Below are 26,605 nucleotides of genomic sequence, written 5' to 3' on the forward strand. Positions count from 1 at the left end.
GCGACACCCTTGAAGGCCGCCCGCGCGCGGAACAGGAACGGCGGCTGCGCGCCGTGGTGGCCGAGCAGGTCGCCGCGGTCCTCGGCGGCGCGGACGGCACCCGCCCGCCCGGCGACCTCTCCCGCCCCTTCCTCGACCTGGGCCTGGACTCCCTGACCGCGGTGGAGCTGCACCGCCGCCTGCAGGGCGCCACCGGCCTCAAGCTGCCCGTCACCGCCGTCTTCGACTACCCGAGCACCGACAGCCTCGCCCGCCATCTGCGCGCCGAACTCTTCGACAGCGCCGACGCCGGCTACGTACCCGCCACGGCCCGGCGCGCCGACGACGAGCCCATCGCCATCGTCGCCATGAGCTGCCGCCTGCCCGGCGGCGTCGAAACCCCCGAGGAGCTGTGGCAGCTGGTCGCCGACGGCGTCGACGCCATCTCCGGCTTCCCCGCCGACCGCGGCTGGGACCTCGCCGCCCTCTACGACACCGACCCCGACCGGCCCGGCACCAGCTACGTCCGCGAAGGCGGCTTCCTGCACGACGCGGGCGAGTTCGACGCCGACTTCTTCGGCCTCTCGCCCCGTGAGGCCCTGGCGACCGACCCGCAGCAGCGCCTCCTCCTGGAGACCTCCTGGGAGGCCCTGGAGCGCGCGGGCATCGACCCCGCCGCCCTGCGCGACTCCGGCACCGGTGTCTTCGTCGGCGCCGAGACCCAGGAGTACGGCCCGCGCCTCAGCGACGCCGGTGACGGCCTGGAGGGCTACCTCGTCACCGGCACCGCCGCCAGCGTCGCCTCCGGCCGCATCGCCTACACCCTCGGCCTGCAGGGCCCGACCATGACCGTCGACACGGCCTGCTCGTCGTCGCTGGTCGCCCTGCACCTGGCCGTGCAGGCGCTCCGGCAGGGCGAGTGCGCCCTCGCCCTCGCGGGCGGCGTCGTCGTCATGGCCTCACCGGGCTCCTTCCTGGCCTTCAGCCGCCAGCGCGGCCTCGCCCCCGACGGCCGCTGCAAGCCCTTCGCGCAGGCCGCGGACGGCACGGCCTGGGGCGAGGGCGTCGGCATGCTCGTCCTGGAGCGCCTGTCCGACGCCCGCCGCAACGGCCACCAGGTCCTCGCCGTCGTCCGCGGGTCCGCCGTGAACCAGGACGGCGCCAGCAACGGCCTGACCGCCCCCAACGGCCCCGCGCAGCAGCGCGTCATCCGCGCGGCCCTCGCCGACGCGGGCCTCGGCCCCGCCGACGTCGACGCCGTCGAGGCCCACGGCACCGGTACGACGCTGGGTGACCCCATCGAGGCGCAGGCGCTGCTCGCCACCTACGGCAAGGACCGCCCCGCCGACCAGGAGCCGCTGTGGCTCGGGTCGCTCAAGTCCAACGTGGGCCACACCCAGGCCGCCGCGGGCGTCGCCGGTGTCATCAAGATGGTCCAGGCGATCCACCGCGGCCTGCTCCCGAAGACCCTGAACGTGGACGAGCCCAGCACGCACGTCGACTGGTCCGCGGGGGCGGTGGAGCTGCTGACCGAGGCCCGGGCCTGGCCCGAGCGGGCCGATGGGGCGCCGCGGCGTGCCGGTGTGTCGTCGTTCGGGATGAGCGGGACGAACGCGCATCTCATCGTGGAGCAGGCGCCGGTGGCGGACTCCGTCGCGGAGCGGCTGGGGGGCGCGCCGGAGGACGGGGTGGTGGGCGAGCCTTCGGTGGCCGCCGCGCCGTCGGGCGAGTCGGGCGAGTCGGGCGTCGTACCGGGTGCCGATGCCGGGTCCGGGCCCGATGCCGGGTTCGACGTCGACTTCGGGCTCGCCCCCGACACCGCCCCTGACGTCGCTCCTAGTGTCATCCCCGGCCTCGTCCCCGTCTCCCTCTCCGCGAAGAGCGAGGCAGCACTGCGGGCCCAGGCCGCCCGTCTCGGCGCGCACCTCCAGGCGCAGCCCGGCCTCGAACCGGGTGACGTCGCCTGGTCGTTGGCGGTGGCGCGGTCGCGGTTCGAGCACCGGGGCGTCGTCCTCGGCGGCGACCGGGACGAGCTGCTGGCCGGGCTCGCGGAGCTGGCGCAGGGCGACACGACCGCGCGGAACGTGATCGCGGGCCGGGCGCTGGGCGGCGCGGTCCGTCCGGTGTTCGTGTTCCCGGGCCAGGGCTCGCAGTGGGCCGGGATGGCCCGTGAACTCCTCGACTCCAGCCCGGTGTTCGCCGACCGCATGCGGGAGTGCGCCGACGCGCTCGGCCCGTTCGTGGACTGGGACCTGTTCGACGAGCTGAGCGGGGACAACTTCGACCGCGTGGACGTGGTCCAGCCCGTCCTGTTCGCCGTGATGGTGTCCCTCGCGGCCGTGTGGCGGGCCGCGGGTGTCGAGCCCGCCGCCGTCGTCGGCCACAGCCAGGGCGAGATCGCCGCCGCGTGCGTCGCGGGCGCGCTGTCCCTGGAGGACGCGGCCTGGGTGGTCGCGCTGCGCAGCCAGGCCATCCTCGAACTCTCCGGCCGAGGCGGCATGGTGTCCGTACCGCTGCCCGAGGAGCAGGTGCGCGCCATCCTCGACCAGTGGGGCGACGACCTGTCCGTGGCCGCCGTCAACGGCCCCTCGCACGTGGTGGTCTCCGGCGCCACCGGAGCCCTGGCGGAACTGGTCGCGCAGTGCCTGGCCCGCGACATCCGCGCCCGCACCATCCCCGTCGACTACGCGTCCCACTCCGCCCACGTCGAAGCCATCGAGGAGCACCTGGCGCGGGTCCTCGCCCCCGTCGCGCCCCGCTCGCCCGATGTGCCGTTGTACTCCACGCTCACCGGCGACTGGCTGACCGACGACACCCTCATGGACGCGGACTACTGGTACCGCAACCTCCGCCACACCGTCCTCTTCGAACACGCCACCCGCGGCCTCCTGGCCGAGGGGCACAGCCTGTTCCTGGAGATGAGCCCCCACCCGGTCCTGACCGTCCCCGTCCAGGCGACGATCGACGACGCCGAGATCCCGGCCGCCACCCTGGGCTCGCTGCGCCGCGACGAGGGCGGCGCCGACCGGCTGTTCGCCTCCGTCGCCGAGGCCCACGCGCTCGGCGCCGAGCTCGACTGGCACGCCCTCCTGCCCGGCGGGCGCACCGTGGTGGACCTGCCCACGTACCCGTTCCAGCGCAGCCACTACTGGCTGACCGAGGAGCGCACGTCCGGCGCCACCCCGCCCGCCGTCGCGGACGAGGCCGAGGCCCGCTTCTGGGAGGCCGTCGAGCGCGAGGACGTCGACCAGCTCACGTCCACGCTCGGGGACGTCGCCCCGGACGCGCTCAGCGAGGTCCTGCCGGGCCTGTCCGCGTGGCGCCGCGGTCGGCGCGAGCGCGCCGTCATCGACAGCTGGCGCTACCGGATCGGCTGGCAGCCCCTGCCCGGCACCCACCTGCCGTCGGCCCGCCTGTCGGGCCGCTGGCTGGTCGCCCTGCCCGAGAACGCGGCGGACCACCCGTGGGCGACCGGGGTCGTCGAGGCCCTGGCACGCGCGGGCGCCGAGCCGGTCGAACTGCGCGTGGCGGCGGGCGAGGCCACGCGTGAGATGTGGGCCGAGCGGCTGCAGGAGGCGGCCGGGAACGGCGCGGTGGGTGGCGGCGCCCAGCCCGCCGACGCGGGCCTCGACGGTGCCGTGTCCGCCCCCGACACCCCCCTCACCGGCGTCCTCTCCCTCCTCGCCCTCGACGAGTCCCCGCTGCCCGGCCACGAATCCGTGCCCGCCGGACTCGCCGCCACGCTGGCCCTCCTGCAGGCCCTCGGCGACACCGGAACCGAGGCCCGCCTGTGGGCCGTGACCCAGGGCGCCGTCTCCACGGGCCGCAGCGACCGCCTCGACCACCCCGTCCAGGCCCACCTGTGGGGCCTCGGCAGGACCGCCGCGTTGGAGCACCCCGACCGCTGGGGCGGACTCGTCGACGTACCCCACTCCTTCGACACACGGGCCGGTGCCCGCCTCACCGCGATCCTCACCGCGGCCGCCGACGGCCCCCGGCCGGACGCCGCCGCGCCCGACGCCGCCGTGGAGGACCAGCTCGCGGTCCGCGGCTCCGGCGTCTTCGTACGCCGACTCCTCCGCGGCGAGGCGACAGGCGCCGACCTCACCCGCGACACCCAGTGGACCCCCCGCGGCACCGTCCTGGTCACGGGCGGCACGGGCGCGCTCGGCGGCCACGTCGCACGGTGGCTGGCGAGTACGGGCGCCGACCACCTCGTCCTCACGAGCAGGCGGGGCCCGGACGCCCCCGGCGCCCCCGAACTCCGTACCGAACTGGAAGAGTTGGGCGTACGCGTGACCGTCGCGGCCTGCGACGTGGCCGACCGCGACGCGCTCGCGCGGGTCCTGGCCGAGATCCCCGCCGACGCGCCCCTCACGGCCGTCGTGCACACGGCCGGAATCCTGGACGACGGGACCGTCGACGGCCTCACGCCCGGACGCTTCGAGGACGTGCTGCGCCCCAAGTCCCCGGCGGCCGCCGCCCTGCACGACCTCACCCGGGACCTGGACCTGGACGCGTTCGTCCTCTACTCGTCGGCGTCGGGCGCGCTCGGCAACGCCGGGCAGGCCAACTACGCCGCCGCCAACGCCTACTTGGACGCCCTCGCCGAACAGCGCCGCGCCGACGGCCTGCCCGCCACCTCCATCGCGTGGGGCACCTGGGGCGGCGCCGGGCTCGCCGACACCGCCGTGCGCGCCGAGCGGACCCGGCGTGACGGCATGCCGCCGATGCCGCCCGAGCGGGCCGTCGCCGCCCTGCGGGACGCCGTCGAGCGCGGCGACGCCGGCGTCGTCATCGCCGCCGTCGACTGGGACACCTTCCTGCCGGGCTTCGTCGCGGCCCGCCCCAACCCCCTCTTCGCCGCGATCCCCGAGGTGCGGGAGCGCACCGCCACCCCGGCGGACGGCACCCCCGCCCCCGCCGACGGCCGCACCGTCACCGGCCCCGACTGGATACGCCGGCTCGCCCCGCTGCCCGCGGCCGAGCGCGCCGCCGCCCTCGTCACCTTCGTCCGCGCCCAGGCCGCCGCCGTCCTCGGCCACTCCGCACCCGAGGCCATCGACCCGGGCCGGGCCTTCCGCGAGCTGGGCTTCGACTCCCTCACCGCCGTCGAACTCCGCAACCGCGTCCAGGCGGCCACGGGCCTGCGCCTCCCCGCCTCCCTCGTCTTCGACTACCCCAACTCGGCCCTGCTCGCCGCCTACGTGGCCCAGGAGACGTTCGGCGCCGACACGACCGGGACCGCGGCGGAGCCCCACGGCACCACCACGGCCGTCGACAGCACGGCTGCCGACACCGACCCCATCGCGATCGTCGCGATGAGCTGCCGCTTCCCCGGCGGCGTCGGCAGCCCGGAGGACCTGTGGCGCCTCGTCGCCGAGGGCCGCGACGCCATGGGCGAGTTCCCCGGCGACCGCGGCTGGGACCTCGCCGACCTCTACGACCCGGACCCCGACCGCGCGGGCAAGACATACGTCCGCGAGGGCGGATTCCTGTCCGACGCGGGCGAGTTCGACGCGGACTTCTTCGGCATCTCGCCGCGCGAGGCCCTCGCCATGGACCCGCAGCAGCGCCATCTCCTGGAAACGTCCTGGGAGTTGTTCGAGCGCGCGGGCATCGACCCGACGACCCTGCGCGGCACCCGCGCGGGCGTCTTCGTCGGCTCCAACGGCGACGACTACATCTCCCGCATGGCCGCCGTCCCCCAGGACATCGAGAGCCACGTCCTCACCGGCAACGCGGTGAGCGTCATGTCCGGCCGCCTCTCCTACGCCTTCGGCCTGGAGGGCCCGGCGGTGACCGTGGACACGGCCTGCTCGGCGTCCCTGGTCGCCCTGCACCTGGCCGCGCAGGCGCTCCGGCAGGGCGAGTGCGACATGGCGCTCGCGGGCGGCGTGACCGTCATGTCGTCCCCCGACACGTTCGTGCAGTTCAGCCGTCAGCGCGGGCTCGCCACGGACGGCCGGTGCAAGGCGTTCGCGGAGGCGGCGGACGGCACGGGCTGGGGCGAGGGTGTCGGGCTGCTCCTCCTGGAGCGGCTTTCGGACGCCCGGCGCCAGGGTCATGAGGTCTTGGCTGTCGTACGCGGTTCCGCCGTGAACCAGGACGGCGCGAGCAACGGCCTGACGGCACCCAACGGTCCGTCGCAACAGCGCGTGATCCGGGCCGCGTTGGAGAGCTCGGGATTGTCCGCCGGTGACGTGGACGCCGTCGAGGCGCACGGCACCGGCACGACGCTCGGCGACCCGATCGAGGCCCAGGCGCTGCTCGCCACGTACGGGCAGACGCGGCCGGAAGGCCCGGCCGGGCGCGAACCGCTGTGGCTCGGCTCCATCAAGTCCAACATCGGCCACACCCAGGCCGCCGCCGGAGTCGCCGGTGTCATCAAGATGGTCATGGCGATGCGCGAGGGCGTCCTGCCGCCGACCCTGCACGTGGGCGAGCCGAGCTCCCATGTGGACTGGGAGGCCGGGGCGGTCGAACTGCTGACCGAGTCCCGGGAATGGCCGGGGCGCGAGGGCGGCGCGCCGCGTCGTGCGGGTGTGTCGTCGTTCGGTGTGAGCGGGACCAACGCGCATGTGATCGTGGAGCAGGCGCCGGTGGTCGAGCCCGCCGAGGTGGCCGAGCCTGTCGGTGACGCGCCGGTGGCTGTGGCGGTGGTGCCTTGGGTGGTGTCGGGCCGCAGCGCGGAGGCGCTGCGGGCGCAGGCGGAGGCGCTGCGGGAGCACGTGGCCGGGCGCGCGGAGCTTGAGCCGGGCGGTGTGGGGTGGTCGCTCCTGTCGGGCCGTGCTCTGCACGAGCACCGGGCGGTCGTCTTCGGGCGGGAGCGCGAGGAGTTCCTGGCCGGTCTCGGGGCGGTGGCCGCGGACGGTCCGGGAGTGGTGACCGGTTCGGTGGCCGAGGGGCGCCTCGGCGTCCTCTTCACCGGACAGGGCAGCCAGCGCGTCGGCATGGGCCGGGAGTTGTATGAGGCGTTCCCGGTGTTCGCGGATGCGTTGGATGAGGTGTGTGCGCATCTGGATGGGCAGCTAGAACGTTCGCTCCAGGAAGTGATGTTTGGTGCGGATGCCGAGCTGTTGGAGCAGACGGGGTACGCGCAGCCCGCGCTGTTCGCGGTCGAGGTGGCGCTGTTCCGGCTGGCTGAGTCCTTCGGTGTGCGGCCTGAGGTCGTCGGCGGGCACTCCATCGGTGAGCTGACGGCTGCGTATGTGGCCGGGCTGTGGTCCTTGGAGGACGCGGCCCGACTCGTCGCTGCGCGTGGTCGGTTGATGCAGTCGCTGCCCGAGGGCGGGGCGATGCTCGCGGTCCAGGCGGCCGAGGCGGAGGTACTGTCGCTGCTCGCCGGTCTGGAGGACCGGGCCGGTGTGGCGGCCGTGAACGGGCCCTCGCAGGTGGTGCTCTCCGGTGACCGCACGGTCCTGGAGGGTCTGGAGGAGAAGCTGCGCGGCGAGGGTCGCAAGGTTCGCTGGCTGAAGGTCTCCCACGCCTTCCACTCGCCGTTGATGGACCCGATCCTTGAGGACTTCCGCAAGGTCGCGCGGGGGCTGACGTATCAGCCCCCGAAGCTGCCGGTGGTCTCCAATGTGACGGGGGAGCTGGCGGAGGCGGCGCAGCTGCAGGACCCGGAGTACTGGGTGCGGCACGTGCGCGAGGCCGTGCGCTTCCACGACGGCCTGGGCGCGCTCACCGCGCAGGGCGTGACGACCGTGCTGGAGCTGGGCCCGGACGCCGTCCTGACGGCGATGGCGCACGACACCGTCACGGACCCGGCCGCGCAGGCCGGTCTGGTCGCGGCGGTGCGCAAGGACCGGCCCGAACCGGCCACGTTCCTCGCGGCCCTCGCCCAGCTCCACGTGCGCGGCGTCGCCGTCGACTGGACGCCGCTGTACGCCCCGACGGAGACCCGTCGCCGCGTCGACCTGCCCACGTACGCCTTCCAGCGCGACCACTACTGGCTCGATCTGTCCGCGACCGTCGCCGCCGTCGCCCGCGCGGGCGAGGCCGGCGTCGACGAGGTGGAGGCGCGGTTCTGGGAGGCTGTGGAGCGCGGGGACCTGGAGTCGCTGAGCGCCGAGTTGGGCGCGGAGGACGCGTCCGGTGGGGCCGCGGCGCTGGGGGAGGTGCTTCCGGTGCTGTCGTCGTGGCGGCGACAGCGGCGCGAGGCGTCCACCGTCGGGCGCTGGCTGTACCGCGAGTCGTGGAAGCCGCTGACGGGCCTCGCCCCGGCGGCGTTCGACGGCACGTGGTGGGTGGTCGCCCCGGCGGACGAGGACGCGCACCCGTGGGTCGCCGCCGCGGCCGGGGGACTGGAGAAGCGTGGTGCGCGCGTGGTGCGGATCGCGGTGGGCCGTGACGAGGCGCGCCGCGACATCCTGGGCGCCAAACTGCGTGAACTCCTCGGCGCACAGGCGGAGCTGGGCGGTGGGCAGCCACAGGGTGTGCTCTCCCTGCTGGCCCTCGACGCCTCCGAAGGCTCGGCGCACCCGACCGTCTCCATCGGCCTTGAAGGCGTACTCGCCCTCCTCCAGGCCCTCGGTGACGCCGACGTGGCAGCACCCCTGTGGGCCGCCACGAGCGGCGCTGTCAGCACCGGCCGCTCGGACCGGCTGACGGCTCCGGTGCAGGCCTCCGTGTGGGGCATGGGCCGCGTCGCCGCCCTGGAGCAGCCCCAGCGCTGGGGCGGTCTGGTCGACCTGCCCGACCACGCCGACGAACGTTCGTCGCTGCGGCTCGCCGATGCCCTGGCCGGGGCCTCGACCTCCGGTGAGGACCAGGTCGCGGTGCGCGGGTCCGGTGTCTTCGCGCGCAGGCTGGCACGCGTGCCCTCGGGTGGTGCGGCGCTGGGTGAGTCGTCGGTGGCGGAGTGGTCGGCCGATGGCGGGACTGTGCTGGTGACCGGTGGTACGGGTGCGTTGGGTGGTCATGTGGCGCGGTGGCTGGCGGGTGTGGGTGCTGGTCATGTGCTGTTGACGAGCCGTCGTGGGATGGATGCGCCGGGTGCGTCTGAACTGTGCGCTGAGTTGCGGGAGTTGGGTGTACGGGTGTCTGTCGCGGCGTGTGACGCGGCGGATCGGGAGGCGTTGGCGCGGGTTCTGGACGAGGTTCCGGAGGACGTGCCGTTGACCGGGGTGTTCCACACGGCGGGCGTCCTGGACGACGGCGTGCTCGACGGGCTCACGGCGGACCGGTTCGCCACCGTGTTCCGCCCCAAGGCTCAAGCGGCCCGCAACCTCCACGAGCTGACACTCGACAACGAACAGCTCACAGCGTTCGTCCTCTTCTCGTCCGTCGCGGGTTCCATGGGCATCGGCGGCCAGGGCAACTACGCGGCGGCCAACGCCTTCCTGGACGCCTTCGCCGGGCACCGCAGGTCGCTCGGGCTGCCCGCCCTGTCCCTCGCGTGGGGGCCGTGGGCCGGTGGCGGCATGGCCGTCGACGGCGGCGTCGTCGAGCAGCGGGTGCGGGACAGCGGGATGCCCGCGATGGACCCGGACCTGGCGGTCGCCGCGATGGCCACCGCACTGGCGGCCACGGCACGCGCCGACGCGCACCCGGGCTCGAGCGCGGCAGCGGTCACGCTCGCCGACGTCGACTGGGACGTGTGCGCGCCGACCTACGCCCTGGCCCGCCCCGCCCACCTCTTCGACCAGCTCACGCTCCCCGAGCCCGCGGCGCCGGGCCGGGGCCGCGGCCGGGGCACGGACGCGTCCACCGCTCCCGCCACCCGCTCGCTCGCGGAACAGCTCGCGGCGCTCCCGGCCGCGGAACGGGACCGGGCCCTCCTGGACCTCGTACGCGACCGGGTCGCCACCGTCCTCGGCTATCCCGCGACCAAGACCGTCGACGCCACGCGCCCCTTCAAGGACCTCGGCTTCGACTCGCTGACCGCCGTCGAACTGCGCAACCTCATCGGCGCGGCGGGCGGGCTCCACCTCCCGGCGACCCTGATCTTCGACCACCCCACCCCCGAGGCACTCGCCGCCCACCTGCGCGACGAACTCCTCGGCGACCTCGCACCGCAGGGCGGCGACACCCCGGCGCCGGCCCCCGCCCGGACCGGCGCGGTCGACGGCGACCCCATCGCCATCGTGTCGATGAGCTGCCGCTTCCCCGGCGGCGTACGGTCCCCCGAAGACCTGTGGCGCCTCCTCAGCGACGGCAAGGACGCCATCGGCGACATGCCGGACGACCGCGGCTGGAACGTCGAGTCGCTCTACCACCCCGACCCCGACCACGCCGGGACGAGCTACGTCCGCGAGGGCGGCTTCCTGCACGACATGGCCGACTTCGACGCGGACTTCTTCGGGATCTCCCCGCGCGAGGCCCTGGCCATGGACCCGCAGCAGCGGCTCCTCCTGGAGACCGCGTGGGAGGCCTTCGAGCGCGCGGGCATCGACCCTGCGACCCTGCGCGGCAGCCGCACCGGCGTCTTCTCCGGCACCAACGGCCAGGACTACGAAGACGTCCTGCGCACCGCCCCCGACCGTGGCGAGGGCTACCTCGGCACGGGCAACGCGGCCAGTGTCGTCTCCGGCCGCCTCTCCTACGCCTTCGGCCTCGAAGGCCCGGCGGTGACGGTCGACACGGCCTGCTCGTCCTCGCTGGTCGCCCTGCACCTGGCCGCGCAGGCACTCCGCCAGGGCGAGTGCGACATGGCGCTCGCGGGCGGCGTGACCGTCATGTCGACGCCGGACACCTTCGTCGAGTTCAGCCGTCAGCGCGGGCTCGCCACGGACGGCCGGTGCAAGGCGTTCGCGGAGGCGGCGGACGGCACGGGCTGGGGCGAGGGAGTCGGGCTGCTGCTCCTGGAGCGGCTCTCGGACGCTCGGCGTCACGGGCATGAGGTGCTGGCTGTCGTGCGCGGCTCGGCCGTGAACCAGGACGGCGCCAGCAACGGCCTGACGGCCCCGAACGGCCCGTCGCAGCAGCGCGTGATCCGGGCCGCCCTCGCCAACGCCGGGCTGTCCGCCGGTGAGGTGGACGCGGTCGAGGCGCACGGCACGGGTACGACGCTGGGTGACCCCATCGAGGCGCAGGCCCTCCTCGCCACCTACGGGCAGGAGCGGTCGGCCGACCGGCCGCTGTGGCTGGGTTCCATCAAGTCCAACATCGGGCACACCCAGGCCGCCGCCGGTGTCGCCGGTGTCATCAAGATGGTTCTGTCGATGCGGGAGGGCGTCCTGCCGCCGACCCTGCACGTGGACCGGCCCAGCTCGCACGTGGACTGGTCGGCGGGATCGGTGGAACTGCTCACGGAGGCCCGGGAGTGGGCCGAGCGGGACGGTGGCGTGCCGCGTCGTGCGGGTGTGTCGTCGTTCGGCGTGAGCGGCACGAACGCCCACGTGATCGTCGAGCAGGCGCAGACGGACGAGCCCGCCGAGGCCGCTTCGGCGGCGGTGGCGCCGACGACTGCGGTGCCATGGCTGGTGTCCGGCCGGAGCGCGGACGCACTCCTGACCCAGGCCGAGCGGCTGCGGGAACACGCGGTGGCGGGAGCTGGCGTCGACCCTGTGGATGTGGGTTGGTCGCTGCTGTCCGGGCGTGCGGTGCACGAGCACCGGGCGGTTGTCCTCGGGCGGGAGCGCGCGGAGTTCCTGGCCGGTCTCGGGGCGGTGGCCGCGGGCGGTCCGGGCGTGGTGTCGGGCTCGGTGGTCGAGGGCCGCCTGGGTGTCGTGTTCACGGGCCAGGGCAGTCAGCGGGTCGGTATGGGCCGGGAGTTGTATGAGGCGTTTCCGGTGTTCGCGGATGCGTTGGATGAGGTGTGTGCGTACCTGGATGGGCAGCTAGAACGTTCGCTCCAGGACGTGATGTTTGGTGCGGATGCTGAGCTGTTGGAGCAGACGGGGTATGCGCAGCCCGCGTTGTTCGCGGTCGAGGTGGCCCTGTTCCGTCTGGCCGAGTCGTTCGGTGTACGCCCCGAGGTCGTCGGCGGCCACTCCATCGGTGAGCTGACGGCTGCGTACGTAGCGGGGTTGTGGTCCCTGGAGGATGCGGCTCGACTGGTGGCCGCGCGTGGCCGGTTGATGCAGTCCCTGCCCGAGGGCGGCGCGATGCTCGCGGTCCAGGCGGCTGAGGCGGACGTGCTGCCGCTGCTGGTGGGCCTGGAAGATCGGGCCGGTGTGGCGGCGGTGAACGGGCCGTCGCAGGTGGTGCTTTCTGGTGAGCGTGCGGTCCTGGAGGGCCTGGAGGAGAAGCTGCGCGGCGAGGGTCGGAAGGTTCGCTGGCTGAAGGTCTCCCATGCCTTCCACTCGCCGTTGATGGACCCGATCCTGGACGACTTCCGCCGGGTCGCCGAGAGCCTGACGTATCAGGACCTCGCGCTGCCGGTGATCTCGAACGTGACCGGTGAACTGGCGGGGCCCGCGCTGCTGCAGGACCCGGAGTACTGGGTGCGGCACGTGCGCGGGGCGGTCCGGTTCCACGACGGCCTGGGCGCGCTCACCGCGCAGGGCGTCACGAGCCTGCTGGAGCTGGGCCCCGACTCGGTCCTGACGGCGATGGCGCACGACACGATCACCGCCCCGGCCGCGCAGGCAGGCCTGATCGCGGCCGTGCGCAAGGACCGCGCCGAGCCGGACACGTTCCTGACCGCGCTGGCCCACCTGCATGTGCGCGGAGCCGAGGTCGACTGGGCGCCGCTGTACGCCCCCGTCGAGACGCGGCGCCGCGTCGAGCTGCCCACGTACGCCTTCCAGGGGCGGCGCTACTGGCCGCGCGCGGCCGCGCGTGGGGCGGGCGATGTGTCGGCCACCGGGCTGGTGTCGGCCGAGCACCCGCTGTTGGGGGCCGCCGTGCCGCTGGTGGAGTCCGGTGGCCATCTGCTGACGGGGCGTCTGTCGGTGGCCACGCATCCGTGGCTCGCGGATCACGCCGTGGGCGGGCGGGTGCTGCTGCCCGGGACGGCGTTCGTGGAGCTGGCTGTGCGGGCCGGTGACGAGGTCGGTTGCGGGGTGCTTGAGGAGCTGACGTTGGCGGCTCCGCTGGTGCTGTCCGAGCGGGGTGCCGTGCAGGTGCAGGTCAGCGTGGGTGCCGCCGCCGACGACGGGCGTTCGCCGGTCAGCGTCCACTCGCGCGACGAACGCGACCCCGATGGACCGTGGACCCGCCACGCGGCCGGGTTCCTGTCCGCCGAGGCCGACGCCGGGGCGCCCAAGGACGTGCCCGACCTGTCCGAGTGGCCGCCGCGCGACGCGGAACCCCTCGACGACGCGGCCTCGCTCTACGACCGCCTCGCCGAGACGGGCTACGGCTACGGCCCGGTGTTCCAGGGCCTGCGCGCGGCCTGGCGGCGCGGCGACGAGGTCTTCGCCGAAGTCGCCCTGCCCGAGGAAGCGGACGCGGAAGCCTTCACCCTGCACCCGGCCCTCCTGGACGCCGCGCTGCACGCCACCCTCCTGCTGCCCCGGCCGCAGGACGGCGACGACGCACGCCAGGGTCTCGGGCTGCCCTTCGCCTGGAGCGGCGTACGGCTGCACCAGGCGGGTGCCGCTACGGTCCGGGTCCACCTGCGCGGCGCCGGAGCGGACGCCGTGTCGCTGACGCTCGCCGACCAGGCCGGGCAGGCGGTCGCCACCGTCGACTCGCTGGTGTCGCGCCCGGTTTCGGACGAGCAGCTCAGTGGCGGTGGGGTGGTCGGGGACTCGCTGTTCCACGTGGAGTGGAAGCGGCGGGACGCGGCTGGGGTCGTCGAAGAGGTGCCCCTGGCTGTCCTCGGCGGCACGCACTCGATGCCGGGTACGCGGGCCTTCGCGGACCTCGCCGCCCTGGGCACGGCCATCGAGGCGGGGGAGACGCCTCCCGCCGCGGTGCTGTGGCCCGCCGGTGGGACGGCGGGCGCCGGAGGTGACGGGCTCGCCGGACCGAAGGCCGTCTCCGCGACGCTGGCCGAAGCCCTCGGGGTGGTGCAGGCGTGGCTCGCCGACGAGCGGTTCGAGGACGCACGGCTCGTGGTCGTGACGCGCGGCGCCGTCCCCGCCGCGGGCACCGACGCGGACGTCGACCCTGCCGGGACGGCGATCTGGGGTCTGGTGCGGTCGGCGCAGGTGGAGCACCCAGGGCGGTTCGTCCTCGTGGACACGAATGCGGACGCGAATGTGGACGCGGGCGCGGATGCGGATGCCTCCGGGGATGCCGGTTCGGTGGCCGAGCCGGTGGCCGGTTCACTGGCCGGGCCGGTGCTGGCCTCCGCGCTGGCATCCGGTGAGCCCGAGGTGGCGGTGCGGGACGGCGTGGTGTGGGTGCCGCGGCTGTCCCGGGTCGGCGTCACCCCGGCAGGGCAGGACGCGGCGCCGTTCGGCACGGGCACCGTCCTCGTGACGGGCGCGTTCGGCGGTCTCGGCCGCGTCGTAGCCAGGCATCTCGCCGAGCGGCACGGCGTACGCGACCTCCTCCTCGTCTCCCGCAGGGGCGCCGCCGCCACCGGCGCCGACGAACTCCGCGCCGAACTGGAGGCGACGGGCACGCAGGTCACCGTGGCCGCGTGCGACGTCGCCGACCGTGACGCGCTGGCCGCTCTGCTGGAGAAGGCGGGCGGTGAGCTGTCGGCGGTCGTGCACGTGGCGGGCGTACTCGACGACGGCGTCGTCACGTCGCTGACGCCGGAGCGCCTGGACACGGTGCTGCGTCCGAAGGTGGACGCGGCCCTGAACCTGCACGAGCTGACGGCCCACCTGGACCTGTCCGCGTTCGTCCTGTTCTCCTCCGCCGCAGGCGTGTTGGGCAGCCCCGGCCAGGGCAACTACGCGGCCGCCAACAGCGTCCTCGACGCGCTCGCGGTCGTACGCCGCAGCCAGGGCCTCCCCGCGACCTCCCTCGCGTGGGGCCTGTGGGCGCAGGAGAGCGACATGACGGGCAAGCTCGCCGGGGCGGACCTGGGCCGCATGGCGCGGGGCGGCGTGGCCGCGCTGTCCACGGCGGAAGGCCTGGCCCTCCTCGACGCCGCCGTCACCCTGACGCCCGCACCGCTCCACGACCCCGCCGACCCCGCTGTCCCCGTCGACCCCGCCGTTCTCGTTCCTCTCCGCCTGGACACCGCGTCCCTGCGGGCCTCCGCGGGACCCGGCGGCGTACAGCCCGTCTTCTCGGACCTGGTCGGCACCCCGGCCCGCCGCGTCGACCGGACAGTCGTGCGCTCCGGGAACCCGGCTGAGCCGAACGGCACCGGTCCGGCCCTCGTCGCGCAATTGGCGGGCCTTTCCCCGGAGGAGCGGGAACGGGCCCTGCTCGACGCCGTGCGGGGTAATGTGGCGACGGTGCTCGGGCATTCCGGGCCCGAGGCAATAGGGGCCACCCGGGGATTCCTGGAATTGGGCGTCGACTCGCTCACCGCGGTGGAACTCCGGAATCGGCTGAACTCCCTTTCCGGACTGCGCCTGCCCGCTACCCTGATCTTCGACTACCCGTCGCCGGCGGCACTCGCCTCCTATCTGGACGAGAGCCTGCCGAGCGGTGACGGTGCGACGGAGACGGTCGCGGGAGCGCGGCCGGGCGGGGTCATAGCCGAGCTCGCCGGACTGGAAGCGGCCCTGGCCGCGGGCGTCCTGGCAGGCGACGAGCGCACCGCCGTGCGCGGCAGGCTGCGGGCGCTGCTCGGCGGCCTCGACGCCGCCGAGCCGGGCGGCAGCGCCGGGCCCGCCATCGCGGAGCAGCTCGAGGACGCCGACGACGATGACATGTTCGACTTCATCGACAACGAACTCGGCGTCTCCTGAAAGTAATTCGTAGAAATTCCTCAAGGGGTCCGTAGGGGGAGGGTAGGGGTTGTTGCCCCTGCCCTCCCGCCGATGTGATGGGGTCGGCCCTCTGCGTTGAAGGAGTCGCACCGAAATGGCGAACGAGCAGAAACTCCGCGAGTACCTCAAGCGAGTTACCGCGGATCTGCATCAGACCCGGCAGCGTCTACAGGACGCCGAGTCGGTGAGCCGGGAGCCCATCGCCATCGTCGCGATGAGCTGCCGCTACCCCGGCGGCGTGAGCGGCCCGGAAGACCTCTGGCAGCTCGTCGCCGAGGGCGGGGACGCGATCTCGCCCTTCCCCGACGACCGGGGCTGGGACGCGGACCTCCACGACCCCGACCCGACCCGCACGGGCAAGAGCTCCACCCGCGAGGGCGGCTTCCTGCACGACGCGGCCGAGTTCGACCCCGCGTTCTTCGGGATCTCGCCGCGCGAGGCCCTCGCCATCGACCCGCAGCAGCGCCTCCTCCTGGAGACCACCTGGGAGGCCTTCGAGCGGGCGGGCGTCGACCCGCTGTCCGTGCGCGGCTCCAAGACCGGAGTCTTCGTCGGCGTCATGTACGGCGACTACGGCAACCGCATCCTCAGCAGCCCTCAGGGCCTGGAGGAGTTCGAGGGCTACCTCGGCAACGGCAGCGCGGGCAGCATCGCCTCCGGCCGCGTCTCGTACACCTTCGGCCTCGAAGGCCCCGCCGTCACCATCGACACGGCCTGCTCGTCGTCCCTGGTCGCCCTGCACCTCGCCGCCCAGGCGCTGCGCCAGGGCGAGTGCACCATGGCGCTCGCCGGTGGCGTGACCGTCATGTCGACGCCGGACACCTTCGTGGAGTTCAGCCGCCAGCGCGGGCTCGCCGCCGACGGCCGCTGCAAGGCGTTCGCGGAGGCCGCGGACGGCACGGGCTGGGGCGAGGGCGTCGGCCTGCTCCTCCTTGAGCGGCTCTCGGACGCCCGCCGCAACGGCCACCAGGTCCTCGCCGTCGTCAGCGGCACCGCCGTCAACCAGGACGGCGCCAGCAGCGGACTCACCGCCCCCAACGGCCCCGCCCAGCAGCGCGTGATCCGCGCCGCCCTGGCGAACGCGGGCCTGGCGGCGAGTGACGTCGACGCGGTCGAGGCGCACGGCACGGGTACGACGCTCGGCGACCCCATCGAGGCCCAGGCGCTGCTCGCCACATACGGCCAGGAACGTCCCGAAGCCCCCACCGGCGGCACCGCACCCCTGTGGCTCGGCTCCGTGAAGTCGAACCTCGGCCACACGCAGGCCGCCGCCGGTGTCGCGGGCATCATCAAGATGGTCATGGCCATGCGGCACGAGACGCTGCCGCGCACCCTGCACGTGGACCGGCCGAACTCCCACGTCGACTGGGCGGCCGGTGCGGTCGAGCTGCTTACGGAGGCCCGTGAGTGGCCCGAGCGGGACGGGGGTGCGCCGCGTCGTGCGGGTGTGTCGTCGTTCGGCGTGAGCGGGACCAACGCGCATGTGATCGTCGAGCAGGCGCAGGTGGAGGAACCGTCGGGGGCACCCGAACCGGCCACCGGCACGCCCACGACCGCCCTGCCGTGGCTGGTGTCGGCGCGCAGCGCCGAGGCGCTGCGCGCCCAGGCCGACCGCCTGCGCGAACACGTCGTGGCACACGCCGACGCCGACCCGTTCGCCGTGGGCTGGTCGCTGCTCTCGGGCCGCTCGCCCCTGGAACACCGGGCGGTCGTGCTCGGCCGGGGACGCGAACAGTTCCTGTCCGGGTTGGAGGCGCTGGCTTCCGGCGGTCCCGGCGTGATTGCGGGCTCGGTGGACGAGGGCCGCCTCGGCATCGTGTTCACCGGCCAGGGCAGTCAGCGGGTCGGTATGGGCCGGGCGTTGTACGAGACGTTCCCGGTGTTCGCCTCGGCCCTGGACGAGGTGTGTGCGCATCTGGATGGGCAGCTAGAACGTTCGCTCCAGGACGTGATGTTTGGTGCGGATGCTGAGCTGTTGGAGCAGACGGGGTACGCGCAGCCCGCGCTGTTCGCCGTCGAGGTGGCGCTGTTCCGCCTGGCCGAGTCCTTCGGTGTACGGCCCGAGGTCGTCGGCGGGCACTCGATCGGTGAGCTGACGGCCGCGTATGTGGCCGGGCTGTGGTCGCTGGAGGACGCGGCTCAACTGGTCGCTGCCCGGGGTCGGTTGATGCAGTCCCTGCCCGAGGGCGGGGCCATGCTGGCCGTCCAGGCCGCGGAGGCCGACGTCCTGCCGCTCCTTGAGGGCGTGGCCGACCGCGTCGGTCTGGCCGCCGTCAACGGCCCCGCCCAGGTGGTGCTCTCCGGTGACCGCACGGTCCTGGAGGGTCTGGAGGAGAAGCTTCGCGGCGAGGGTCGGAAGGTTCGCTGGCTGAAGGTCTCCCACGCCTTCCACTCGCCGTTGATGGACCCGATCCTTGAGGACTTCCGCAAGGTCGCGCGGGGGCTGACGTATCAGACCCCGAAGCTGCCGGTGGTCTCCAATGTGACGGGCGAGCTGGCGGAAGCGGACCAGCTCAAGGACCCGGAGTACTGGGTCGGTCACATCCGCGAGGCGGTCCGTTTCCGCGATGGACTCGGCGCCCTGACCGGCTTCGGTGTGACGACTCTGCTTGAATTGGGCCCGGACGCGGTCCTGACGGCGATGGCGCACGACACGATCACCGACCCGGCCGCCCAGGCCGGACTCGTCGCCGCCACCCGCAAGGACCGCCCCGAACCCGACACCTTCCTCACCGCCCTCGCCCAGCTCCACGTACGCGGCACCACCATCGACTGGACCCGATTCTTCGAGCCCGCCGAGGCGCGCCGCCACGTCGACCTGCCCACGTACGCCTTCCAGCACCAGCACCTCTGGCTGAATCCCCTGGAGCAGGCGCCGGGCGGCGCCGGAGCCGGGTCCGACCCTGCGGACGCCAGCTTCTGGAAGGCCGTGGAGGACGAGGACCTCGCGGCTCTGACCGGAGCCCTGGACGTCGACGAGGAGGCGCCGCTCCGTTCCGTGCTGCCCGCGCTCACGGCCTGGCGGCGGCAGCGGCACGAGCAGTCCGAGCTGGACCGCTGGCAGTACCGGATCGCCTGGAAGCCGCTCACCAAGCCGTCCCGGGCCGGACTCACGGGCACCTGGCTGGTCGTCGCCCCTGCCGGTGCGACGGACGAGCCGTGGACGGACGCCTCCGTGCAGGCCCTGGAACAGAGCGGGGCGCAGGCACGGGTCCTGCTGGTGGACACACTGGACGCCGACCGGGGCAGGCTGCGGGCGCAGCTGGCCGAAGTCCTCGGGCGCCAGGGCCAGGACGCCGAGAACGGCACGCCCGTCACAGGCGTGCTCTCCCTGCTGGCCTGCGCACCCGACGACGTGCTCCCGACGCTCGCGCTCGTACAGGCGCTGGGCGACGCGGACGTGGCCGCGCCGCTGTGGGTGGCGACGCGGGGCGCGGTCTCCGTCGGCGCCTCGGACGCCGTGGCCGACGCCGACGGCGCGGCGGTGTGGGGACTGGGCCGCGTGGTGGCCCTCGAACACCCGGAGCGCTGGGGCGGTCTGGTCGACCTGCCCGAGACGGCCGACGCGCGCGCGATGTCCCGGCTCACCCAGGTCCTGGGGGCCTCGTCGGGTGAGGACCAGGTGGCGGTGCGCGGGTCCGGTGTGTTCGTCCGCAGGTTGGTGCGCGCGGGCTTCGGCGACGTGTCGCTGGGTGAGTCGTCGGTGGGGGAGTGGTCGGCCGATGGCGGGACTGTGCTGGTGACCGGTGGTACGGGTGCGTTGGGTGGTCATGTGGCGCGGTGGCTGGCGGGTGTGGGGGCTGGTCATGTGCTGTTGACGAGCCGTCGTGGGATGGATGCGCCGGGTGCGTCTGAACTGTGTGCCGAGTTGCGGGAGTTGGGTGTACGGGTGTCTGTCGTGGCGTGTGACGCGGCGGACCGGGAGGCGTTGGCGCGGGTTCTGGACGAGATTCCGGAGGACGCGCCGTTGACCGGGGTGTTCCACACGGCGGGCGTCCTGGACGACGGCGTGCTCGACGGGCTCACGGCGGACCGGATGGCTTCCGTGTTCCGCGCGAAGGCGGAGTCGGCCCGGAACCTCGACGAGCTGACCCGCGACGCCGACCTCTCGGCCTTCGTCCTCTTCTCCTCTCTCACCGGGACCGTGGGCGCACCCGGCCAGGGCAACTACGCGGCGGCCAACGCCTTCCTCGACGCCCTCGCCGAGCAGCGGCGCGCCGCCGGACTGCCCGCGCTGTCGCTCGCCTGGGGCCCGTGGGCCGGAAGCGGCATGGCCGCCGACGACGGCTCCGACGCGCGCATGCGCGAAGCGGGACTGCCCGTCATGGACCCCGCGCGCGCCATCGAGGCGCTGCGCCGGGCGACGCCGCCCGCGGCGGCACCCAGTTCGTCGACCCAGGACGCGGCCTCGGCCTCGACCCGGGGAACCGTTCCGGCCCCGACCCGGGACGCCGCCTTCGTCGTCGCCGACGTCGTCTGGGACCGGTTCGTCGACGGCTTCACGGCCACCCGCCGCAGCACCCTCTTCGACGACCTGCCGGAGGCGGCCGCCCGCGCGGAGCGCTCCGCGGACGACGGCGAAACCACCTCCCTGAAGGACCAGTTGGCCGCCCTGCCGCGCCCGGACGCCGAGCGAACCCTGCTCGACCTCGTGCGGAACCAGGCCGCCACCGTCCTCGGACACGGCGGTACGGAGGCCCTGCCCGGCGACAGCGCGTTCAAGGGGCTCGGCTTCGACTCGCTCACCTCGGTGGAGTTCCGCAACCGCCTCGGCGCCGCGACCGGCCTCACCCTCCCGGCCACCCTCGTCTTCGACTACCCCTCGCCGAGGTCCGTCGCCGACTACCTCTCCGGCCTCCTCCTCACCGGCGACAGCACCGCACCCACCGCCGTCGCCGCCCCGACGCCCACCAGCGCGGACGACGACGAGCCCATCGCCATCGTCTCCATGAGCTGCCGCTTCCCCGGCGGCGTACGCGACCCCGAAGACCTGTGGCGGCTCGTCGCCGACGGCGTCGACGCCCTGGGGGAGTTCCCCGCCGACCGTGGCTGGGACACCGGGGCGCTGTACGACCCCGACCCGGCGACGCCCGGCTCCACCTACGCCCGGCAGGGCGGATTCCTGCCGGACGCGGGCGGGTTCGACGCGGACTTCTTCGGGATCTCCCCGCGCGAGGCCCTCGCCATGGACCCCCAGCAGCGCCTCCTCCTGGAGACCGCCTGGGAACTCTTCGAGCGCGCCGGCATCGCGCCCCCCACACTGCACGGCAGCCGCACCGGCGTGTTCGCGGGCACGAACGGCCAGGACTACCTGGACCTCCTGAAGGACGCACCCGAAGGCGCCGAGGGCTACATCGGCACGGGCAACGCGGCCAGTGTCGTCTCCGGCCGCCTCTCCTACGCCTTCGGCTTCGAGGGCCCCGCCATGACCGTCGACACCGCCTGCTCCTCCGCGCTCGTCGCCCTGCACCTCGCCGCGCAGGCGCTGCGGCAGGGCGAGTGCGACATGGCTTTGGCGGGCGGCGTCACCGTCATGTCCACGCCCAGCGCCTTCATCGAGTTCAGCCGCCAGCGCGGCCTCGCGGCCGACGGCCGGTGCAAGGCGTTCGCGGAGGCGGCGGACGGTACGGGCTGGGGCGAGGGCGTCGGGCTGCTCCTCTTGGAGCGGCTCTCGGACGCTCGGCGTCACGGGCATGAGGTGCTGGCTGTCGTGCGCGGCTCGGCCGTGAACCAGGACGGCGCGAGCAACGGCCTGACCGCCCCCAACGGTCCGTCGCAGCAGCGCGTCATCCGCGCCGCACTCGCCAACGCCGGGCTGTCCGCCGGTGACGTGGACGCGGTCGAGGCGCACGGAACGGGTACGACGCTGGGTGACCCGATCGAGGCGCAGGCCCTCCTCGCCACCTACGGGCAGGAGCGTTCCGCCGAGGAGCCGTTGTGGCTCGGCTCGGTGAAGTCCAACATCGGGCACACGCAGGCCGCCGCCGGTGTCGCGGGCGTCATCAAGATGGTGATGGCCATGCGCCACGGGGTGCTGCCGCGCACGCTGCACGTGGACGAGCCGAGCACGCACGTGGACTGGTCGGCCGGTTCGGTGGAGCTGCTTACGGAGGCCCGGGAGTGGGCCGAGCGGGACGGCGGCGCGCCGCGTCGGGCAGCGGTCTCGTCGTTCGGCGTGAGCGGCACGAACGCGCATGTGATCGTGGAGCAGGCGCCGGTGGCCGAGCCCGCCGAGCCTGCCGAAGAGACCGAGCCTGCCGCAGGCGCCCCGGCGACGGCCGCGCCGTGGCTGGTGTCGGCGCGCAGCGCGGACGCGCTGCGCGCCCAGGCCGGGCGGCTGCGCCAGCACCTCACGGGCCGGGACGAGTTCGACTCCGCCGATGTGGCTTGGTCGCTCCTCTCGGGCCGGGCCCTGCACGAGCACCGGGCCGTCGTGCTCGGCCAGGACCGTGTGCAGCTCCTGGCCGGGCTGGACGCCGTCGCTTCGGGTGGCTCCGCCGGTGCCGTCACGGGCTCTGCGACGGACGGCCGTCTCGGTGTCGTGTTCACGGGGCAGGGCAGTCAGCGGGTCGGTATGGGCCGGGAGTTGTACGAGACGTTCCCGGTGTTCGCCGATGCGCTGGATGAGGTGTGTGCGCATCTGGATGGGCAGCTAGAACGTTCGCTCCAGGACGTCATGTTTGGTACGGATGCCGAGCTGTTGGAGCAGACGGAGTACGCGCAGCCCGCGCTGTTCGCGGTCGAGGTGGCGCTGTTCCGTCTGGCTGAGTCCTTCGGGGTGCGGCCGGAGATCGTCGGCGGGCACTCGATCGGTGAGCTGACGGCCGCGTATGTGGCCGGGCTGTGGTCGCTGGAGGATGCGGCCCGACTGGTCGCTGCCCGGGGTCGGTTGATGCAGTCGCTGCCCGAGGGCGGGGCGATGCTGGCCGTCCAGGCCGCGGAGGCCGACGTCCTGCCGCTGCTGGTGGGTCTGGAGGACCGGGCCGGTGTGGCGGCCGTGAACGGGCCCTCGCAGGTGGTGCTCTCCGGTGACCGCACGGTCCTGGAGGGCTTGGAGGCATCGCTTCGTGCCGAGGGCCGTAAGGTCCGCTGGCTGAAGGTTTCCCACGCCTTCCACTCGCCGTTGATGGACCCGATCCTTGAGGGCTTCCGCAAGGTCGCGCGGGGCCTGACGTATCAGACCCCGAAGCTGCCGGTGGTCTCCAACGTGACGGGTGAGCTGGCGGAAGCGGACCAGCTGCAGGACCCGGAGTACTGGGTCCGCCACATCCGCGAGGCGGTCCGTTTCCACGACGGGCTCGGCGCCCTGACCGGTTTTGGTGTGACGACTCTGCTTGAACTGGGCCCGGACGCGGTCCTGACGGCGATGGCGCACGACACGATCACCGACCCGGCCGCCCAGGCCGGACTCGTCGCCGCCACCCGCAAGGACCGCCCCGAACCCGACACCTTCCTCACCGCCCTCGCCCACCTCCACGTACGCGGCATCGACGTCGACTGGACGCCCCTGCACGGCACCACGCGCGCCCGACGCCTCGTGGAGCTGCCCACGTACGCCTTCCAGCACCGGACCTACTGGCCGCAGCCGAAGGACTCGGGTTCGGCGGCCGACGACCGGAGCGGTGGCGTGGACGCCGAGTTCTGGGAGGTCGTGCAGCGGGAGGACCTGGAAGGTCTGGCGGAGACGCTGGAACTGGACCAGGAGGCCTCGCTGAAGTCCGTCCTGCCCGCGCTCGCGACCTGGCGACGTCGGCAGCAGGAGCAGCACCAGGCGGAGGCCCTGCGCTACCGGGTCACCTGGAAGCCGCTCTCCGGCGACCAGGCGCCGGGCGCCGGTGCGGCGCTCGGCGGGACCTGGGCGCTGGTCGTACCGGCCGGTGCGGCCGGACACCCCTGGAGCGCCGCCGCCGAGGAGGCGCTTGCCGCTGCCGGTGCGGACGTGCGGCGCGTCGTCGTGGGCGACGAGGCCGTCGACCGTACGGCGATGGCGCGGCTCCTGCGGGAGTCCGGTGCCGAGGACGGCGTGCGGGGCGTGCTCTCGCTGCTCGCCCTGGACGAGCGGCCGTACGACCACGCCGCATCCGGCGACGGGGACGCGCACGACCACTCAGGGCCGGAAACCCCCGCCTTGACGTGGGGCATGGCTGCGACCCTCGCGCTCACGCAGGCCGTCGTCGACGCCGAGGTCGACGGGCGGCTGTGGATCGCGACGTCCGGCGCCGTGTCCGTCGGTGACGCCGACCCCGTACGTAGTGTCCCGCAGGGGCAGGCGTGGGGATTCGGCCGGGTCGTGGGCCTTGAGCACCCGGACGTGTGGGGCGGCCTCATCGACCTCACGGAGACGACCGGTGCCACGGACACCCCCGGAGCCACCGTCCCGGCGCGCGCCCGTGACCTCCTGGCCACGCTCCTCTCCCGCACCGCTGCCGCCGACTTCACCGAGGACCAACTCGCCCTCCGCGCCACGGGCGTTCACGTACGCCGCCTCGTCCGGGCACCCAGGAGCACGGCCTCCGCCCCGGTCGCCCCCTGGCAGCCGCACGGCACCGTCCTCATCACCGGCGGCACCGGAGCCCTCGGCGCCCACGTCGCACGGTGGTGTGCGGGCGGCGGCGCCCAGCACCTCGTACTCACGAGCAGGCGCGGCCCGGACGCGCCCGGCGCCACCGAACTCGCCGCCGAACTGGAGGAGATGGGCGCCAAGGTCACCGTCGCGGCCTGCGACGTGGCCGATCGCGACGCGCTCGCCCGGCTGCTGGCGGAGATCCCCGCGGACGCGCCGCTCAGCGCGGTCGTGCACGCGGCGGGCCTCGGCCAGGACCTGATGATCGACGCGACGGGCCCCGCCGACTTCGCGGAGATCGTCGCGGCGAAGACCGCGGGCGCGGCGCACCTGGACGACCTACTCGGCGACACGCCGCTGGACGCCTTCGTGCTGTTCTCGTCCATCGCCGGGGTGTGGGGCAGTGGCGGCCAGGCCGCGTACGCCGCCGCCAACGCCTTCCTCGACGGCCTCGCCGAGCGCCGCCGGGCCCAGGGCCGCGCCGTGACGGCGGTGGCGTGGGGGCCGTGGGGCGGTTCGGGCATGGCCGGGGACGACGCGGCCGCCGCCCACCTGAGCAAGCGCGGGCTGCCCGTCATGCGGCCCGGGTCGGCGATCGCGGCCCTGCGGCACGCACTCGACCGGCGCGACGCGCTCGTCACCGTCGCCGACGTCGACTGGGAGCGGTTCGCCCCGGCCTTCACGGTGCGGCGGCCGAGCCCGCTGCTCGACGACCTGCCGGAGGCCCGCAGTGCCCTCGACGCCGCGTCCGGCGCCCTGGGCGCACCCGGCTCCGACGGCGCCGCCGACGCGGCGGCCGCCCTGCGCGACCGGCTCGCCGACGCGACGCCCGCCGAGCGCGAGCGGACCGTCCTGAATCTGGTGCGCACGGAGGTCGCCGCCGTACTCGGACACAACGGCACCGAAGCCGTCCGGGAGGACCGCGCGTTCAAGGACTTCGGCTTCGACTCCCTGACCGCCGTGGAACTGCGCACCCGTCTGAACGCCGCGACCGGCCTGAGCCTGCCCAGCACCCTCGTCTTCGACCACCCGACCCCCGGCGAGCTGTCCCTGCAGCTCCTCGCCGAACTCCTGCCCGACGCCGCCGGCGACCCGGACGGCGAAGGCGTCGAGGGGGACGGCGCGGACGACCCCGCCGACGCCGAGGTCCGCCGGGCGCTCGCGGCCGTCCCGATCGCCCGCATCCGCGAGGCGGGCCTCGTGGACGCCCTCCTGCGGCTCGCCGCGGCGGACCCGGGCACCGGCCCGGCCGCGGCCGATGACGATGCCGGGGCCGACGCCTCGATCGACGCCATGGACGTCGACAACCTGATTCAGCTGGCCTTGGACAACAGTGATTCCTGACCCAGCACCAGACGCAGCAGCACCAGACGCAGCAGTACGAGACGCGGCACGTGCCGTGGCGCGGCGCGCGACGCCGACCGCGGCACGAGCCGCCGAACGACACCCAGTGCGAGCCGCGGCACGAGCCGACGCAGCACGAACGGACGCAGCACGGATGTGGAGCCGGACATGACGAGGCCTTCGGACACGGTCGTTGAAGCGCTGCGCGCGTCTCTGAAGGAGACCGAGCGGCTGCGACGGCAGAACCAGCAGCTCACGGCGGCCGCCCGGGAGCCCATCGCGATCGTCGGCATGAGCTGCCGCTTCCCCGGCGGCGTGGGCGGCCCCGAGGACCTGTGGCGGCTCGTCGCCGACGGCGCCGACGCCATCGGCGAACTCCCCGAAGGCCGCGGCTGGGACGTCGAATCCCTCTACGACCCCGACCCGGACAAGCAGGGAACCTTCTACGCCCGGCACGGCGGCTTCCTGCACGACGCGGGCCAGTTCGACGCGTCCTTCTTCGGCATCTCGCCCCGCGAGGCCCTGGCCATGGACCCGCAGCAGCGGCTCCTCCTGGAAACGGCCTGGGAGGCCTTCGAGCGCGCCGGGATCGACCCGGCGACCCTGCGCGGCTCCCGCGCGGGCGTGTTCGTCGGCTCCGGCTACCAGGGTTACGGCGAGGGCGTCCGCCAGGCCCCCGAAGGCGTCGAGGGCCACCTCCTCACCGGCAACACCACCAGCGTCATGTCCGGCCGCCTCTCCTACGTCCTCGGCCTCCAGGGCCCGGCGGTGACGGTCGACACGGCCTGCTCGTCGTCGCTTGTCGCGCTGCACCTGGCGGCGCAGGCGCTGCGGCAGGGCGAGTGCACCATGGCGCTCGCGGGCGGCGTGACCGTCATGTCGTCGCCCGAGACCTTCGTGGAGTTCAGCCGTCAGCGCGGCCTCGCCGCCGACGGCCGCTGCAAGGCGTTCGCCGACGCGGCGGACGGCACCGGCTGGGGCGAAG

The 26,605-nt window shown here is 74.2% G+C and carries 4 protein-coding genes and 1 pseudogene; 4 read left to right on the forward strand and 1 reads right to left on the reverse strand.

Annotation, left to right across the window (positions count from 1 at the left end; translation table 11 throughout):
* The first annotated feature begins 56 nt into the window (after nt 1-56).
* The 3 genes and pseudogenes from IE274_RS26560 (at nt 57) to IE274_RS26565 (ending at nt 25,620) form a co-directional block, all read left to right on the forward strand.
* Nucleotides 57-15,692, forward strand: coding sequence for a type I polyketide synthase (locus IE274_RS26560; protein ID WP_444545124.1), 15,636 nt, complete (start codon nt 57-59; stop codon nt 15,690-15,692).
* Between the two features lie 115 nt (nt 15,693-15,807).
* Nucleotides 15,808-15,858 (forward strand): annotated as a pseudogene (locus IE274_RS40570) (polyketide synthase docking domain-containing protein); the annotation flags it as partial.
* A 93-nt stretch (nt 15,859-15,951) separates the two neighbouring features.
* Complete coding sequence (locus tag IE274_RS26565; RefSeq protein ID WP_444545125.1) at nt 15,952-25,620, forward strand: type I polyketide synthase; 9,669 nt, start codon at nt 15,952-15,954, stop codon at nt 25,618-25,620.
* On the opposite strand, the gene IE274_RS26570 is transcribed toward IE274_RS26565, so the two are convergent.
* On the reverse strand, nt 25,590-25,790 hold the full coding sequence (locus tag IE274_RS26570) for a hypothetical protein (RefSeq protein WP_190118405.1): 201 nt from the start codon (nt 25,788-25,790) through the stop codon (nt 25,590-25,592). The two genes, IE274_RS26565 and IE274_RS26570, sit on opposite strands and share 31 nt — an antisense overlap.
* Here IE274_RS26570 and IE274_RS26575 point away from each other — a divergent pair.
* Nucleotides 25,777-26,605: beta-ketoacyl synthase N-terminal-like domain-containing protein (locus IE274_RS26575; RefSeq protein ID WP_444545123.1), on the forward strand; the 829-nt coding region annotated here is incomplete at its 3' end. The two genes, IE274_RS26570 and IE274_RS26575, sit on opposite strands and share 14 nt — an antisense overlap.

It is taken from the genome of Streptomyces flavofungini, assembly GCF_014650815.1.
Lineage (GTDB): Bacteria > Actinomycetota > Actinomycetes > Streptomycetales > Streptomycetaceae > Streptomyces > Streptomyces flavofungini.

Excerpts from the sequence above, each read along its gene's own strand:
- IE274_RS26570 (WP_190118405.1), bottom strand. The coding sequence starts at position 25,790 with ATGTCCGGCTCCACATCCGTGCTGCGTCCGTTCGTGCTGCGTCGGCTC.